Here is a 15,750-nt window from a genome sequence, read left to right as displayed (position 1 = left end):
AGCCCGCCCGCGCTGACCAGGCGCGCCTCACCAAGGCTTGGCGAGGCGCGCGCGGAGTTCGGCGCGCGCGCGCTCGTCAAACTCGCCGAGAAAGCCAAAGCGGCCAGCAATCAGGGTCGCGACCGCCACGCCGTCGCGGAACACGATGCGGTTGCCGGCAAGCGCCGGCACCTTCTCGCCGGGCAGCAGCGTGCCGAGGAGATTGAGCGGATCGGCGGCGCTCACGCAGACGAGCGTGCCGCCTTCTCCCGGTGTCGATCCGCGCCGCCGCACGTCGCGCAGCAGCGCCACGGCTTCTGGCAACGCGAACTGTTCACCCGAAATCCCCGTGACGAAGCGGCCGCCGCGCAGCTCGCCGCGCGCCTCCATGCGGTGCAACACGCGCAGCAGGTCGCGCCAGGGCGGCAGCCACGCCGCCTCGCGCCCAAGCAGGTGCCAACTGACCACGCCGTAACGGCGCAGCAGCACATTGGCGACGTGTTCCAGCAGTTGCGGGTCGGCAGGTGGGCGGCGCGACGTGCTGGTGCTCGTTTGCCTTGCGTGCGTAAGCGCCTGCGCTCGCGTCCCTGCCACAACACGCGCATCCAACGCAGTCGACGCCATCGTGGCGAGCGCCTGCGCATCGTCCGTATCCATCTGGGGATCAGTCCGCGCGTTGGCTGTATCGGCTGCATTGGCCAACTGAACGCGCCGCAGCGTCGCCCAACGCCCCGCGTCGGCCATGCCGTCCGCGAGCGGCCCGAAGCCGCGCGGCCGGCGTCTGCCGTGGTGCGCGCTGCGCTGCGCCGCCGGTTTCACGAGCGCACGCAGTCCCGCGAAGCTGTCGGCGTTCACGAGGCCAGCCGCCACCAGTTCGCCAAGCGCATTTTCGAGCTCGACGCCGAGCAGATGCGCGTCGGCGGCCAGTTCGTCGAAGAACATCGCGCCGTGCCGCAGCAGTGCCTCGTACACACGCTGCGCGCGAGCCGACAGCCCCGCAGTGTCGGGCGTTTCGACGAGCGCCATCCAGCGCGTGAGTTCGCGGCGCGCGAGCAGCACGACCGGCGTGCTGCGCACGGTCGATGCCGACGCCGCGCGCGCGGGCAGTCTTGCCCAGGCGAGGCGCCCCGAGCGGCACAGCTCGTCGAGCAGCATCGGCGTGTAATCGTCGATGCGCGCCGGCAGGATTTCGTCTTCCCACGCGAGCGCCGAGGCTTCCCAGCCTTCGAGCTGGTCGAGCACGGCGGCCAGCGCGTCGCGGCCCGAGCCGCGCGTGCCTGGCGCCACGCGTTGCCATTCGAAGAGGAAGCGCATGAAGTCGTGACGCTCGACCGGCTCGATCTCGCGCCGGAGCTTGCGCACCGTGTAGCGGTGGATGCGCGCGAGCAGATGACGCTCGCACCATTCCTCGTGTCCGCCGTTCATCGCTTGCTGCGTGAAGCGTCCGCGCATCACGGTGCCTTCGGCTTCGAGGCGCGTGAGCGCGAGCGCCGCCACGCTCGCCTCCAGCGCGAGCGGCCGCGCGACCTGCGCGACCGTGAGCGGCCCGAAGCCCGACAGGCGCGCGCGCACGATCTCGACGAGCGCGGCGTCCTCGGTCCACGCATCCGCGTATTCAGGCGGCGGCGTGAGCTGCGGTTCGCACTGTGCCTGTGGGTAAATGGCCTGCACGCACGCGAGCCGCTCGATGCCCACCCACAGCGCGTCGTGTTCCGCGACCGGCAGCCGCGTGGCGCGGCCCGCTGCCGCCAGATCGGCGAGCCATGCGAGCCACGGCGGCTCCCGCTGCGCTTCGCTTTCTGCCAGCACGCCGAGGCTCGTGAGCGCGTCGTGCATTTCGTCGGCGTCGCGCACTTGCGGCCACGCTTCTTCGCGCACGCTCGCAATGGCTTCGGGGTCCAGCGCGCCAAGATCGTCGGTGGATTCGGGGTCGCTCCAGCGGCGCGACAGCACCGCCTGCGTCCGGCGTTCCTCGATCGGGGCGTCGTCGAGGAACGCATAGGGGCGCGCGGTGAGGATCTCGGCCGCGAGCGGCGAGGGCGCCGGCAACTCGCGCACCACGAGCTTCACGTCGCTCGCCTCGATGCGGCGCAGGAGGGCGATCCATGCTTCGGTATCCATCGCATCGTGCAGGCAGTCGTCGAGCGTCTGGTCGACTAACGGATGGCGCGGCACTTCGCGCTCGCCCGCGATGTTCTCGACGCACGCCACCTGGTCGGGGAACACAGCTGCGAGCAGGTCTTCGCTGCGCATGCGCTGGATCTGCGGCGGCGTCTTGCGTCCGCTGGTCTGGCGCGGCAGCGCGAGCGACGTCGTCGCGTTCCAGCGCCAGCGCACGCCGAAGAGAGGCGCGTCGAGCAGCGCCTGCACGAGCAGATGCTCCGCGGAATTCGAATGCAGATAGCGCCACACCTCGTCCAGGGCAAAGCTGTGCGCGCCCGTGAGCGAAAGGATGATGGCGTCTTCGGTCGCGGCGGCCTGCAGTTCGAAGTTGAACTGGCGGCAAAAGCGCTTGCGCAGCGCGAGGCCCCAGGCGCGATTGAGGCGGCTGCCGAACGGCGTGTGGATCACGAGCTGGGTGCCGCCCGCCTCGTCGAAAAAGCGCTCCATGACGAGCGTGTCCTGCGTCGGAAGTACCGTGAGCGCCGCCCGGGCGCGCGCGAGATATTCGACGATCTGGCGCGCCGCGGCATCATCGATTTTGAGCGAAGCGGCGAGCGCAGCCGTGGCGCGATCGACTACGGCGGGCGCCGCGGCATCGTCGGCCGCATTCGCGCCGGCGTTTGCACTTGCATCGACCAGCGCCGCTTCCACCTGCTTGCGCAGCCGCGAAATCGCGAACGAAAGCTCGTCGCTGCGGCCCGGCGCTTCGCCCAACCAGAACGGGATGTTGGGCGGCTGCCCCTGGGCATCTTCCACACGCACGCGGCCCGCTTCGATGCGCAGAATCCGGTACGAGGCGTTGCCGAGCTGGAACACGTCGCCCGCCAGGCTTTCGACGGCGAAGTCCTCATTGACGGTGCCAATCTGCACGCCTTGCGGCTCCAGCAGCACCGAGTAGTCGGCGTTGTCGGGAATCGTGCCGCCCGAAGTGAGCGCGACGAGCCGCGCGCCGCGCCGCGCGCGCAGCGTGTGGCTCACCACGTCGCGATGCAGATAAGCGGCGCGCGGCCCGTGACGGCTCGTGTAGCCCTCGGCGAGCATGCGCAGCACGGCGTCGAACTGCGCGCGCTCGAGCGCGGCCCACGGCGTGGCGCGCCGCGCGAGCGCGTAGAGTGCGTCTTCTTCCCAGGCCTCGCAGGCCACTTCCGCGACGATCTGCTGCGCGAGCACATCGAGCGGCGCATGCGGCGGCGCGAGGCGATCGAGTTCGCCGCGCCGCACGCTGTCGAGCAGCGCCGCGCATTCGATCAAGTCGTCGCGCGAAGTGGGAAAGAGCCGCCCCTTCGGCACGCCGCCAACCTGGTGGCCCGAACGGCCCACGCGCTGAAGGAAGGCCGCGATCGAGCGCGGTGAGCCGATCTGGCACACGAGATCGACGTCGCCGATATCGATGCCCAGTTCGAGCGACGCCGTCGCCACGAGCACGCGCAGATCGCCGCTCTTTAGCCGCTGCTCAGCGAGAAAACGATGCTCGCGCGCGAGGCTGCCGTGGTGCGCGGCTACGGCTTCGGCGCCCAGGCGGTCAGTGAGATGGCGCGCCACGCGCTCGGCCATGCGGCGCGTGTTGACGAACACGAGCGTGGTGCGGTGCATCGCGACGAGTTCGGCCATGCGGTCGTACACGCGCTCCCATACGTCGTTCGCCATCACGGCTTCGAGCGGCACGGGGGGAATTTCGATCGCGAGGTCGCGCTTGCGCGTATGGCCCACGTCGACGATCTCGCAGGCAGGCGGGTTTGCGTTCGGATCTTGTGCCGCTTCGCCCATGCCCACCAAAAAGCGCGCAACGGTTTCGATCGGCTTTTGCGTGGCCGAAAGCCCGATGCGCAGCAGGCGCGACCCGCACAACGCATCGAGCCGCTCGAGACTCAGCGCGAGATGGCAGCCGCGCTTGTTGCCCGCGAGCGCGTGAATTTCGTCGACGATCACACTGCGCGCGCTCGCCAGCATGCGGCGGCCCGACTCGGAGCCGAGCAGCACGTATAGCGATTCGGGCGTCGTTACGAGAATATGCGGCGCGCGTTTTCTGAGTGCCGCGCGTTCGGGCTGCGGCGTGTCGCCGGTGCGCACCGCGGTGCGGATTTCGACCGGCGGCAGGCCGAGGCGCGCGAGTTCCGTTGCGATGCCTTCGAGAGGCCGTTCGAGATTGAGCCGGATGTCGTTGGAGAGCGCTTTGAGCGGCGAAACGTAGACGACGAGCGTCGTGTCTGGCAGTGCGCCGCCGTTCGCGAGGCCTTCGCGTACAAGTTCGTCGAGCGCAGCGAGAAAGGCGGTGAGCGTTTTGCCCGAGCCCGTTGGAGCCGCCACCAGCGTCGCGCGACGGCTCGCGATGAGCGGCCATGCGGCGCGTTGCGCGGCGGTGGGCGCGTCGAAACTGCGCCGAAACCAGCCGGCCACGGCCGGATGAAAGCGCGCGAGCACGTCGCTGTTTGCGCCGTCGTGAGTGGCGGCGGTTGCAGGCGCGTGCGGATCGGATACGGGCGAAGACGTTGTCATGTGCGTGGCAGGCGGTAGAGGCGGCGGCATTGCACGTCTGCCAGTCTCGCAGCTTTCGTGCGCGCCTGCCAGGCGGGAGAGAGGCAGGGAGGGTGCGGGCCGACGTTCGGCAAGCGTCGCGCGAACGCAGTATTCTCGCCGCGTTGGACTTTCCCTCGACCCACGACGGAGTCATACCATGCGTTTCAACCCATTGGGCCGCACCGGCCTGTTCGTTTCGGAACTCTGCCTCGGCACGATGACCTTTGGCGGCGGCGCCGGCATCTGGAACCAGATCGGCGATCTTCAGCAGTCCGACGCCGAACGTCTCGTTGGGCGCGCGCTAGACGCAGGCGTCAATTTCATCGATACCGCCGACGTTTACTCGCAGGGCGTTTCCGAGCAGATCACCGGTCAGGCGCTGAAGAACCTCAAGGTCCCGCGCGAGCAGGTGGTGATCGCGACCAAAGTGTTCGGCGAAATGGGCCCGTCGCCGAACGAGCGCGGCGCCACGCGCTATCACATCATGGATGCCGTGAAGGCGAGCCTGAAGCGCCTGCAACTCGACCACATCGACCTCTACCAGATTCACGCCTTCGATCCCGTCACGCCTATCGAGGAGACGGTGCGCGCGCTCGATGCGCTCGTGCAGCAGGGGCACGTGCGTTACGCCGGCGTTTCGAACTGGGCGGCATGGCAGATCGTGAAGGCGCTCGGCATTGCGCAGCGCGAAGGGCTCGCGCGCTTCGAGTCGCTGCAGGCCTACTACACGATTGCGGGGCGTGATCTCGAACGCGAACTCGTGCCAATGCTGGAAAGCGAGGGCCTCGGGCTGATGGTCTGGAGTCCGCTCGCGGGCGGACTCCTGAGCGGCAAGTACGGGCGCGACCAGCAAGGAGAGGCGGGCAGCCGGCGCACGACCTTCGATTTTCCGCCCGTGAACCGCGAGCGCGCATGGGACTGCGTGGACGCGATGCGGCCGATCGCGCAGGCCAAAGGCGTGTCGGTCGCGCAGATCGCGCTCGCGTGGCTGCTGCATCAGAAGGCGGTGACATCGGTGATCATCGGTGCGAAGCGAGTCGATCAACTCGACGACAACATCGCCGCGACGAAAGTGAAGCTCAGTGTCGAGGAGCTAGGGGTGCTGGGCGAGGCGAGCGGATTGCCCGCGGAGTATCCGGGCTGGATGCTCGCGCGCCAAGGCGAGCAACGGCGCGCGCAACTCAGGCAATCGCGGCTGGAAGAGTGAGGCAGGGATGAAAAGCGCCGGCGGTGGAAGCCGCCGGCGCGATCCAGGCCTGTCAGCTCGCCGCCGAGACCTTCAGATGGTTCTTCACCGAAGTCACGCCCGAGACGCCTTCCACGACCTGCTTGGCGTTGTCGCGGTCCTCGGCGCTCGGGACGGTGCCGGTGAGCGAGACTACGCCCTTACGCGTCTTCACGTGGATGTGCTCGGACTTCACATTCTTCGCGCCGAGCAGTTCGGCCTTGACCTTGGTCGTGATGGTTGTGTCGTCAACGTGCTGGCCCACGGATTCCGAACTGCCCGAAGGCGCGGTGCTGTTCGTCGTGGTCTGCGCACCGGCCATCAGTGCGAACGTCATGCATGCGGCGCCAGCCGCGGTCTTGAGGATCAGAATGCGCTTCATGGCTACTCCCTTTCTGGTTGTGGTCATGGCTTCCCTCCGCAAGGTGCGTGCCTCGCCGCGTCCGTGCTCGCGCAGCGCGCCGTTGAAAGCCTTCCGGAAGCGGCCGGAGCTGCCCACTATGCGGGATCGCGGGCGATTCACGCGGTCACGGTTTTCTCCACCGGCCCGCGCAACAATTTTTCCGCACCTTTGTAAAAATCTCCACAACGGGGTCGGAAAAGAGGCTCGCATGGCCTCTGTTACAAGCCTCGATCCTTTTCAAAACAGGGTGTTGTAAAAACTGGCATGGCTGTTGCATGAGAGGGCTACCACTCAATTCAACAAAACGGGATTGCCATGCCTTCCATCGCGTTACACGCGCGCCAGCATCTGGCGCTCACGCCGCGTCTTCAGCAGGCGGTGAGGCTGCTGCAACTGTCGTCGCTCGAATTCCAGCAGGAACTGCGCGAAGCGCTCGACACCAATCCGTTCCTCGAATACGTTGCACCCGCCTCGGAGACGGGCGAGGCCGCCGAAGCGGCCGATGGCGCGGCGGGCATCGGCTCCGCGTCTGCGCCCGCGGCCGAAGCCCCCGCCATGGCGTCAGACGGCGCGGGCGAATCCGGCATCGATACCGGCATGGGGCAGGACGCTTCGCCGTACGGCGAGACGTCGTACGCCGAGAGCAGCTACAGCGACGAAGGCTCGGGCTACACCGCCGAGATGCCAACGCCTGGCGCCTTGCGCACGTCGAGCTATCGCGGCGGCGAGGACGGCGATTCCGAGGCATCCGACTGGGTGCGCGTGCCGGTTACGCTGCGCGAGCAGCTGCATGAGGCGTTGCGCCTCGCGCCGCTCGACGACCTCGACCGCATCGCAGCACAGATCGTGATCGAGGCGCTCGACGACGACGGCTATCTGCGCCAGGACCTCGCCGATCTCGCCGATGAAGACGGCGGGGGCGACACGCTCGACGAGGACCGTCTGCGTGTGGCGCTGCGCGTGGTGCAGACGCTCGACCGTCCCGGCATCGGCGCGCGTTCGCTCTCCGAATGCCTCGCGCTGCAACTCGATGCGATGCCTGACGACACGCCGCATCGCGAACTGGCGATGCAGATCGTCACGCAGCACCTCGAACGCCTCGCGCGCCGCGAACACGGCGAGCTGCAACGCCAGCTCGGCTGCGACGCCGCTTCGCTGCAGGCCGCGAGCGCACTCGTGCGCCGCCTCGATCCGAAGCCAGGCAACCACTATGGCCGCGCGGACGGCGGCTATGTCGTTCCCGACGTGATCGTGCGCCAGGTGCGCGGCAAGTGGGTGGTGAGCGTGAACCCGGCGATCGAGCCGCGCGCGCGCATCCACAAACTCTACGCGGAGATGTTCGCGCGCTCGGACCAGACGAGCCGCTCGCCGCTCGCGCAACAGCTGCAGGAAGCGCGCTGGCTGATCCGCAACGCGCACAAGCGCTGCGAGACGATCCTGCGCGTGGGCGAATGCATCGTCGCGCGCCAGAAGGCGTTCTTCCAGTACGGCGAAATTGCGCTGCGGCCCATGCTGCTGCGCGACGTCGCCGACGAACTGGGCCTGCACGAGTCGACCGTCTCGCGCGCCACGGGCAACAAGTACATGGCCACGCCGCGCGGTATCTTCGAGTTCAAGCGCTTCTTCCCGCGCGAACTCGAGACGCGCACGGGCGGCACATGCTCGGCGGCCGCGGTGCGCGCGCTCATCAAGGAAATGATCGACGCCGAAGATCCGCGCGATCCGCTTTCCGACGTCATCCTTACGCAGGAACTCGAAAAGCAGGGTGTGCAGGTGGCGCGCCGCACGGTCACGAAGTATCGGCAGATGATGAAGCTGCCAGCGGCGGAAATGCGCCGGCAGATTTGAGGCGCGCGGTTTCATCTGCGTGTCAAAAGACGGGGGAGGTCAGCGGCGCGTGACCGGCGTAATGCAACATTGTCTACACGTTGCATTGCGCGCGCCGCTTCAGTGTATTTCAGGCGGGCTTACCGTATTCTGGCTAGTCGATAGAATATGAGCCATTGCTCACATTCGATGCCCCGCGTTGCCCCGTTTCCTGCCACGACCCAAACGCCATGCGGCAAAAGTCGCACCGCGCCGCTAGAGGCGCGCAAGCGGCCCGTGCAGCGACGTTCCGCCGCCACCGTCGACGCGATACTCGAAGCCGCCGCCCGCATTCTCGAAAGCGCGGGCCTCGCCGGCTACACCACGAACGCCATCGCGGCGCGTGCGCGCGTGAGCGAGCGCATTCACGCGGCGCTCGTCGGCGCACTCGAACTCGCGGACGCGCCAGCAATCGACGACCGGCGGACCACCGCGCTCGACGTGATCGCGCATCGTGCGCGGCATGGTCGACGCGGCGGCCGAGCGCGGCGAAACCGACGCTCCGGCGCTGGAGGCGCGCGTCACGCGTGCCGCGATCGGCTATCTGTTGCGTACCGAGCGCGGCGCGTAGCGCATGCGGCCTTGTTTGCCAGCGACCGCGGTCTGGAGCGCTGCGCGTTCGCCGGAAGTGTGTTGCGTGATGCCGAGCCATCGTGCAACACGCCCCAGCGTGAGGCCATTGCAGAGCAGATTCAGTAGCACGAAGGCGGCGGCCATGGCGGCAGCGAACGCGCGGGTGTCGGGCGAAAGCGAGTCGTTGCGCGCGACGCAAACCGCGAGCGTGAGCGTGACGGGGCCGCGCACGCCGCCCCATGCGATCAGCCATTGATGCGTGCGCGGCAGCGGCTCACAGATGCCAAGGCGGCTAAACAGCGGCAAGAAGATCGTTAGGATGCCGAATCGGCTCAGAATGGCGGCCACGAGCGCGAGCCCGAGCGGGAGGGTGTCGCGTACGTTTAGTTCGTCGAGCAGGCCGGGCACGCGCGCCGACGCGAGCAGAAAGACAGCGGAGGAGGCGATGCCAGCCTGGTACGCCCATAGCTGGCGAAACAGGGCTTGGCTCGCGGCGGGGCGGCGTGCTCGCATGAGCCAGTTGGCCGCGAGTCCTGCGCACACGACAGCGGCTACGCCAGAAACGTGTAGCCAGTGCTCCGCAGCGGGATAGAGCAGCGTGGGCAGCGCGAGCGAGAGCGCGTATTCGGAAAAGGGCAGACTGCGCAGTGCGCTCGACGTGGTGACGAAAAGCGCTCCCGCGAGCGCCCCGAACATGCAGCCGCCGACGAGTGAAACGAGGAAGGCCGCGAGTGGATGGCCGTGCGTGTGCGCAGCGGACGGCGCGAGCGCCAGCGCGCTGGTCAGGAGTGTGGAGATGGCGATGGCGGCGGCATCGTTGAGCAGGCTTTCGCCCTCGATCAGCCGGATCAGACGTTCGGGCGCGCCGCTGTTGCGAAAGAGCCCGATTACGGTAGAAGGGTCCGTCGTGCTGACGATTGCGCCGAGCAGCAGGCACACGATCAGGCTCTCCCCGCTGCTGATCCAGGTAGCGAGGCCAACGCCTGCCGCGGCGGCCACCACCGCGCCGATCGCGAGCAAGAGAATAGGCGCGAGATCGGCGAGAAGACCGCGCGTATCGACCTGCAACGCCGCCTCGAAGAGGATGGGCGGCAAGAATAGCCAGAGATAGGCCTCGGGGGGAAGCGATGGCGTGAGGAACGGGACGACGCTCGAAGCGGTGAAGCCGGGTGCGAAGTGAGCCAAGGCGAGGTATCCGGTGCCGAGCAGCACGCCGGCGCTCGTCAGGCCGAATGAATCAGAGAGGCGAAATCGCTGCGCGGCGGCATGGCAGAGCGCGATGATGAGCAGCAGGACGCCGGTGCGGATGGTGAATTCGATTGCGGTTTGCAAAAGCAGGAAACTCCGATGTGCGGCTGGGCGGCGGGAGCGCGCGGTAGTGTCCGCAGCGCATCGATGCAGTATCTCGCTGCGTTGCAGCATTGGATGCTGATGTATATCAACTTTTCGCTGACGGAGTCATTACGACATCATTACGGGCTTTTACGAGCCAGATGACACGCAACGCCCGTCCCCGCCGGCCCTCAAAAGGTGTCCGGACACGGCGACGGCGTTTTTTTGGGGTGCGATGACTGGGGCTGCGCTTGATCCGCCGTGCGCGGCTAGCTCGCGCCGAGGCGCTCGATCAGCCCCATGGCCGCTGCCGGGTTGCGTTCCTTGAAGCCGCTGATGACGTAGAGATACACGTCGCGGCCGGCCTTCGCGGCGAGCGGCTTCGCGTAGGTGGCGAGATCGCCCGGTGATTCGCCGCGCGACCAGGCGAGCGCGCGCTGGGCCCAAAGGTCGAGGTCAGCGGGGGCGTAGCCCTGCGGGTGATCCTGCGCGGTTCCCATGATGCGGGCATAGACGAACGGCGCACTGGTGTCGCCGATCAGCGGGTAGCCGGAATCGCCGGAGATGACGATCGCCGCCTTGTGCTTGCGCGCGAGCGCGACGAATTCCGGCGTGCAAAAGCTCTCGTCGCGCACTTCGAGCGCGTGACGCAGCGGACGGCCTTCGGCCTCGCCCGGCAGCAGTTCGAGAAATCGTGCGTAGTCCTCTGGATCAAAGCGCTTGCCTGGCGTGATCTGCCAATTGATCGGTCCGAGCTTGTCGCGCAGGTTGAGTACACCACCGCTCAAGAAGCGCTCGATCGTGGCCCCGGCTTCGGCCAGCACGCGGCGATTCATCGCAAAGCGCGGAGCCTTCAGCGAGAACACGAAATCTTCGGGTGTTTCGTCGTGCCAGCGCGTGAAGCTTTCCGGGCGCTGCGCGCCATAGTAGGTGCTGTTGATTTCCAGCGTCGAGAGATGGCGGCTCGCATATTCCAGCTCGCGGCGCTGCGCGAGGCCGCTGGGGTAGAACGCGCCGCGCCAGGGCGCATAGATCCACCCGCCCACACCGACGCGAATCCGGCCGTGCCGGGTTTTTGAACTGGATGAGGGCGCCATCGGAAATCCGCCGTCGAAGCCGCGATGGCGCAGTGTAGCGCAGCGCTGGCCAGCGCCGCCGGTTAGCGTGCCGGCTTCGGATTTGCGAATTCATCTCGTTTTTTAGGCATAGTCCGATATTTTCTTGTGGGCTGTGAGGCTACTTTAGTCGTGTTGTGTCAGATAACCTCACAGGGACCATCAGATGTCTTCCCGCATATCTCCGGAACTCACCGACGCGCAGTGGCGCTCCATCGAGCCAATGTTTCACGAAATCCGCGCTGACGGTCGTCGTCGCGGGCGCCCAGCGCATAATCCTCGTCTTGTTTTTGCCGGCATCCTTTGGGTCCTGGCCACCGGCTCGGTCTGGTCGAAGTTGCCCGAGCAGTTTCCCGATTTCCGCACCTGCCATCGCCGTTTCAAGCTGTGGTTCGACGCTGGACTCGTGCATCACGCCATGGAGCGTCTGCACGGCCAGGAAGGCCTGGCCCTCTGCACGGCAATGACCGCACGCATGCAACCGTGGCGCGCGCCAGTTGGCCGCAAGCCGCGCTATCCGGTGGCGTCCACGCTGCGCTGGCCGCTCGTGCGGCCTTTCGTGGAACGATAGCGAGCAGGGTGCAGCGGTCCGGTGGCGGCTCATGAGTCCGCCACGGAATCAAATCTCCCCATTCTCCGCACGCACCCGTGCGAACGGCGGCGCCCACCATGGCTCGCGCGAGAAGGCCTCGATTTCCATGCTGGTGTTGAGACCGACGGCGCACCGCCGCTCGCGATGTGTCGCCTCGAGAAACGTCGCATCGACGATTGCGCTGTAGCCCGCGTTCAGCACGTCGCGCACAAGAGCGACGCTCGACACTCCGATCACCCCGCTCAATTCGGCGAGCGCCCGGCTCGCCACTGACTTACCCGTTTCCGAAAAGCCGTGACACAGCGCGGCCGTGCGCGCGCAGATCCTTCCGCAAAACGCGAGATCGTAGGTCGCGTCGATCCAACGCAGCGCGTCGCCGAACTCGACGCAATCGAACATCAACGCGTGACGTCGGTACCGCACAATAGTGTCGAGATGCGGGTCGCGGTGGCAGCGCATTCAGACGAATCTCAGCTTCGCAGCAGCGGAGTCGGGCATCGAGTCGCACAAAATTGACGAAGCCGAAATCGACGGACTTCATGAACTTGTGCGCGTACCGCCCAGCGAAATACACCACGGAAATATGCGTTTCGATGCCCGTTGCGCGGCACCTCACGGCCTTGATCGAAACGGCCTGCATGGTCATTGGCTTATTGCACCTTTTGTGCAATCCGGCGAGGCTGCGCGATACTGTCGAGTTCAACCTAACGGAATTTCGGAGACATGGCGCATTTCGACGTATTCAACGGCGACGCAGACGGCATCTGCGCGCTGCATCAACTGCGGCTCGCAAGGCCGCGCGAAGCGACGCTCATCACCGGCGCGAAGCGCGATATCGCACTCGTCGAGCGCGTGCCGGCCCAGCCCGGCGACTCGCTCACGGTGCTCGACATTTCGTTCGACGTGAACCGCAAGGCGCTCACCGCGCTGCTCGCGAAGGACGTCGCGATCGAATATTTCGACCATCACCACGCGGGCGACCTGCCTATGTCCAGGAATCTCGTCGCACATATCGACACCACAGCGCAGGTCTGCACGAGCGTGCTCGTCGACCGGCACCTCGCCGGCCGCTACCGGCCCTGGGCGACCGCGGCCGCCTGGGGCGACAACCTGCCCGACACGGCGCAAGCGCTTGCGCAGCAGGCCGGGCTCGACGCCGTGCAGACCGAACAGTTGCGCGAGCTTGGCGAGTCGATCAACTACAACGCTTACGGCGACTGCGTCGAAGATCTCGTGATCGCGCCGCTCGATCTGTATGCGGCGATGAAACCCTATGGCAACCCGTTCGATTTCATCGCCTCGGAGCCTATCGTCGGTCAGCTCACCCGCTGCCGTCGCGACGATCTCGAACTCGCCCAGGCCATCGCGCCGCTCATCGCGTTGCAGTACGGCAGCGTCTGTGTGCTGCCCGACGAGCCGTGGGCGCGCCGGGTGCGCGGCGTGTTCGCCAACGTGCTCGCGAACGAGGAGCCCTCGCGCGCGCACGCGGTGTTGAGCGTGAACGCCGACGGCAACTACGCGGTGAGCGTGCGCGCGCCGCTCGCGGAACCGCGCGGCGCGGATGAACTCTGCCGCGCGTTCCCCAGCGGAAACGGCCGGGTGGGCGCGGCGGGCATCGACTGCCTCGAATCGAACCGACTCGACGCGTTCGTTACCGCGTTCGCGCGAGTGTTCGGGCGCGCGAAGCCGGCTTCGGCCTGAACGACACAACGCGTCGATGAGCCGCCACTAAGCCTTTTCGCCGCCGCCCGGTGTGTCGCGCGCTCCCGGTTTGTCGTGCAGCGTCTGGCGCAGGCGCGCTGCGCGAGCCCGTCCATGCGGCGCCTCGTGGTCCTGCGGGATTCGCCTTATGTCGCCACGAGCGCGCGGCGTGAGACGCCTGGACGTCCCGCCGGTGTGGATCACATCGAGTGGCGTCGAGCCGTGACGCTGCGACGCAGCGCGCGATGCACGACAGCCCGCGCCCCGATTGCATAACATGGTTATGGTGATCGATGCGGTGGGTTAAGCCGCATTCTGGCGAGGAGGATGGCGATGCGGGCAATGCTGTTCGACGGCGAGAATCCGCGTTTGCGTGAGGCCGATTTACCCGACCCGGCGCCAGGCGCCGGCGAACTGCTGATCGACATCCGTGCGTGCGGCGTGTGCCGCACTGACCTGCATGTCGTGGACGGCGATCTCGATCAGCCGAAAAAGCCTGTCATTCCCGGCCACGAGATCGTCGGCACGGTTGCGGCGCTGGGGGCCGGCGTGACGGGCTTCGCGCTGGGCGACCGCGTGGGCGTGCCGTGGCTCGGCCATACCTGCGGCCATTGCCGCTTCTGCGCCGACGGGCGCGAGAACCTCTGCGACGCGCCCCGCTTTACGGGCTACACGATCGACGGCGGCTACGCCACGCGCACCGTCGCCGACGCCCGCTACTGCTTCCATCTCCCGCGCCAGTACAGCGATGTCGAAGCCGCGCCGCTGCTCTGCGCGGGACTCATCGGCTATCGCTCGCTCGCGATGGCGGGTGATGCGCGGCGCATCGGCATTTACGGCTTCGGCGCGGCGGCGCATATCGTCGCGCAGGTCGCGCGCCACCAGGGGCGCACGGTCTACGCATTCACGCGTCCCGGCGATACCGCGGCGCAGCAGTTCGCGCGGCGCCTCGGCGCAACCTGGGCCGGCGGCAGCGATGAGCGCGCGCCCGAAGAACTCGACGCGGCGCTGCTGTTCGCGCCGGTCGGCGCACTCGTACCGGCTGCGCTGCGGGCGCTGACGAAGGGTGGCACGGTCGTGTGCGGCGGCATCCACATGAGCGACATTCCCTCGTTTCCTTACGCATGGTTGTGGGAGGAGCGGCGCATTGTCTCGGTGGCGAATCTGACGCGCGAGGACGGCGCGACCTTCATGGCGATCGCCGCGCGCCACAAGCTCGAAATCGAAACCACGCCGTACCCGCTCGCGCGCGCGAACGAAGCGTTGGCTCATTTGCGCGAGGGCCGGCTCACGGGCGCGGCGGTATTGACGATGCGGTGAGTGTGCCTCCTGTCAGGCCGACGTCGATGCTGACGAAATGGAGACAACGGGTCGCACTGGCTACGGCGCGCATCCGTACCCAAATGCGCTAAAACAATCTATAGATTGGATGGGGCGCGCCGGGAGCCGGCGCGCAATTTGGGCAAGACCCGGGAGGTCAACGATGTACAAGCAGATTCTGGTAGCGGTCGATGGCAGCCGCAGCGGCCGGCGCGCACTCGACGAGGCCGTGAAGATCGCGAAGGCGACTGGCGGCGCCGTTCAGGCGCTGTGTGTCGTGCGGCATCCGGCGCGCCTCGTGGACGTGAGTTCGGGCTTCGCCGAGGAACAGGCGCGCCACTCGGCGGAGAACGACGCCGCAACGGCGGCGCTCGAAGAGGCGAAACTGGTGTTCGCGCGGGCCCAGGTGCCGGGCACCACGCGCGCAGCAGACGCGAGCGGCGAGGAGATTGCCGCCGTAATCTCGCGCATCGCCGCAGAGGACGAAGCCGACCTCGTGGTGATGGGCACGCGCGGCTTGTCGGGCATGAAGCGCCTGTTGCTCGGCAGCGTGGCCGAATCGTTCCTGCGTATGGCGGACCGGCCGGTCATGCTGGTGCGCGACGAAGAGGCGCCGGTCGCCTGAGCCGGGTGCCCGGTTCCACCGGCCGGTTAGCCGCGAGGGCGCGATCGGCCGGTCAGCCTTTGCGCGGGCTGTTCGCCCGCCGTCGCGATCCGTCGCGAAATACCCGCAATAGCAAGCCCAGTTTTGAATCGCGGCGCATCAACTGTCTCGATTTGTGACGTTTATCAAGCGACAAATCGCCCATTCGTCGCGCGGGAGCCCGTCTTCCTGCCTATGATGTTGGCTTGAGCCGAGTGTGTTGCGAACACACGGCATCCCGAAGCATCCCGTCTCTCATCGTCGCGCGTGAAGCGCTTTCATTTCGCTCGTCGCGGGCCGCGTTCCATCGCGGTCTACGCT

Annotated in this window: 12 protein-coding genes; 6 read left to right on the top strand and 6 right to left on the bottom strand. The window is 67.2% G+C overall.

What is annotated here, in order from left to right; genetic code table 11:
* Nucleotides 1–27: 27 nt before the first annotated feature.
* Complete coding sequence (locus L0U83_RS19815; RefSeq protein WP_233885653.1) at nt 28–4,638, bottom strand: DEAD/DEAH box helicase; 4,611 nt, start codon at nt 4,636–4,638, stop codon at nt 28–30.
* A gap of 178 nt (nt 4,639–4,816) precedes the next feature.
* Here L0U83_RS19815 and L0U83_RS19810 point away from each other — a divergent pair, with 178 nt between their 5' ends.
* A complete protein-coding gene (locus L0U83_RS19810; protein WP_233885652.1) occupies nt 4,817–5,866 on the top strand; it encodes an aldo/keto reductase in 1,050 nt (349 codons plus the stop codon).
* 52 nt (nt 5,867–5,918) lie between these two features.
* On the opposite strand, the gene L0U83_RS19805 is transcribed toward L0U83_RS19810, so the two are convergent.
* The gene (locus tag L0U83_RS19805; RefSeq protein WP_158760184.1) at nt 5,919–6,266 is read right to left on the bottom strand and encodes a BON domain-containing protein; all 348 of its coding nucleotides are present in this window, start codon (nt 6,264–6,266) and stop codon (nt 5,919–5,921) included.
* 336 nt (nt 6,267–6,602) lie between these two features.
* Between L0U83_RS19805 and L0U83_RS19800 the strand changes: the two genes are divergently transcribed.
* Entirely contained in the window at nt 6,603–8,135 is a 1,533-nt protein-coding gene (locus L0U83_RS19800) for an RNA polymerase factor sigma-54 (RefSeq protein WP_233885651.1), read from the top strand.
* Nucleotides 8,136–8,369: 234 nt separating this feature from the next.
* Here the strand turns inward: L0U83_RS19800 and L0U83_RS40840 are convergent, their stop codons facing one another.
* From L0U83_RS40840 to L0U83_RS19785, 3 genes are all read right to left on the bottom strand, one after another.
* Complete coding sequence (locus tag L0U83_RS40840; protein WP_373321063.1) at nt 8,370–8,678, bottom strand: hypothetical protein; 309 nt, start codon at nt 8,676–8,678, stop codon at nt 8,370–8,372.
* 15 nt (nt 8,679–8,693) lie between these two features.
* Nucleotides 8,694–10,058, bottom strand: coding sequence for a cation:proton antiporter (locus tag L0U83_RS19790; RefSeq protein WP_233885649.1), 1,365 nt, complete (start codon nt 10,056–10,058; stop codon nt 8,694–8,696).
* A 269-nt stretch (nt 10,059–10,327) separates the two neighbouring features.
* Nucleotides 10,328–11,155 (bottom strand): DUF72 domain-containing protein, encoded by an 828-nt coding sequence (locus L0U83_RS19785; protein ID WP_233885647.1) that lies wholly within the window; start codon nt 11,153–11,155, stop codon nt 10,328–10,330.
* Nucleotides 11,156–11,339: 184 nt separating this feature from the next.
* Here L0U83_RS19785 and L0U83_RS40540 point away from each other — a divergent pair, with 184 nt between their 5' ends.
* Nucleotides 11,340–11,744 carry a transposase gene (locus L0U83_RS40540; protein ID WP_267939387.1) on the top strand — a complete coding sequence of 135 codons (405 nt, stop codon included), beginning with the start codon at nt 11,340–11,342 and terminating at the stop codon, nt 11,742–11,744.
* A gap of 48 nt (nt 11,745–11,792) precedes the next feature.
* On the opposite strand, the gene L0U83_RS19775 is transcribed toward L0U83_RS40540, so the two are convergent.
* Nucleotides 11,793–12,164 (bottom strand): P-loop nucleotide/nucleoside kinase family protein, encoded by a 372-nt coding sequence (locus L0U83_RS19775; protein ID WP_373321062.1) that lies wholly within the window; start codon nt 12,162–12,164, stop codon nt 11,793–11,795.
* A gap of 324 nt (nt 12,165–12,488) precedes the next feature.
* Here L0U83_RS19775 and L0U83_RS19770 point away from each other — a divergent pair, with 324 nt between their 5' ends.
* The 3 genes from L0U83_RS19770 to L0U83_RS19760 all read left to right on the top strand — a co-directional run bounded on the left by L0U83_RS19770 (nt 12,489) and on the right by L0U83_RS19760 (nt 15,411).
* Entirely contained in the window at nt 12,489–13,466 is a 978-nt protein-coding gene (locus tag L0U83_RS19770; protein WP_233885645.1) for an acetyltransferase, read from the top strand.
* A gap of 333 nt (nt 13,467–13,799) precedes the next feature.
* Nucleotides 13,800–14,786: a zinc-dependent alcohol dehydrogenase family protein gene (locus L0U83_RS19765; RefSeq protein ID WP_233885643.1), complete on the top strand. Its 987-nt coding sequence runs from the start codon at nt 13,800–13,802 to the stop codon at nt 14,784–14,786.
* A 163-nt stretch (nt 14,787–14,949) separates the two neighbouring features.
* Nucleotides 14,950–15,411, top strand: coding sequence for a universal stress protein (locus tag L0U83_RS19760; RefSeq protein WP_233885641.1), 462 nt, complete (start codon nt 14,950–14,952; stop codon nt 15,409–15,411).
* Nucleotides 15,412–15,750 lie beyond the last annotated feature (339 nt).

Origin of the sequence: Paraburkholderia flagellata (assembly GCF_021390645.1) — a bacterium.
Lineage (GTDB): Bacteria > Pseudomonadota > Gammaproteobacteria > Burkholderiales > Burkholderiaceae > Paraburkholderia > Paraburkholderia flagellata.
Note: the sequence above shows the minus strand (reverse complement) of the source record. Positions and strands in the feature narration are given on the sequence as shown.

What these genes read in the sequence shown, in the direction of transcription:
- L0U83_RS19805 (WP_158760184.1), bottom strand. Translation starts at nt 6,266, where the DNA reads ATGAAGCGCATTCTGATCCTCAAGACCGCGGCTGGCGCCGCATGCATG.
- L0U83_RS19810 (WP_233885652.1), top strand. Translation starts at nt 4,817, where the DNA reads ATGCGTTTCAACCCATTGGGCCGCACCGGCCTGTTCGTTTCGGAACTC.
- L0U83_RS19760 (WP_233885641.1), top strand. Translation starts at nt 14,950, where the DNA reads ATGTACAAGCAGATTCTGGTAGCGGTCGATGGCAGCCGCAGCGGCCGG.
- L0U83_RS40540 (WP_267939387.1), top strand. Translation starts at nt 11,340, where the DNA reads ATGTCTTCCCGCATATCTCCGGAACTCACCGACGCGCAGTGGCGCTCC.
- L0U83_RS19800 (WP_233885651.1), top strand. Translation starts at nt 6,603, where the DNA reads ATGCCTTCCATCGCGTTACACGCGCGCCAGCATCTGGCGCTCACGCCG.
- L0U83_RS19785 (WP_233885647.1), bottom strand. Translation starts at nt 11,155, where the DNA reads ATGGCGCCCTCATCCAGTTCAAAAACCCGGCACGGCCGGATTCGCGTC.
- L0U83_RS19770 (WP_233885645.1), top strand. Translation starts at nt 12,489, where the DNA reads ATGGCGCATTTCGACGTATTCAACGGCGACGCAGACGGCATCTGCGCG.
- L0U83_RS19815 (WP_233885653.1), bottom strand. Translation starts at nt 4,638, where the DNA reads ATGACAACGTCTTCGCCCGTATCCGATCCGCACGCGCCTGCAACCGCC.
- L0U83_RS19775 (WP_373321062.1), bottom strand. Translation starts at nt 12,164, where the DNA reads ATGTTCGATTGCGTCGAGTTCGGCGACGCGCTGCGTTGGATCGACGCG.
- L0U83_RS19765 (WP_233885643.1), top strand. Translation starts at nt 13,800, where the DNA reads ATGCGGGCAATGCTGTTCGACGGCGAGAATCCGCGTTTGCGTGAGGCC.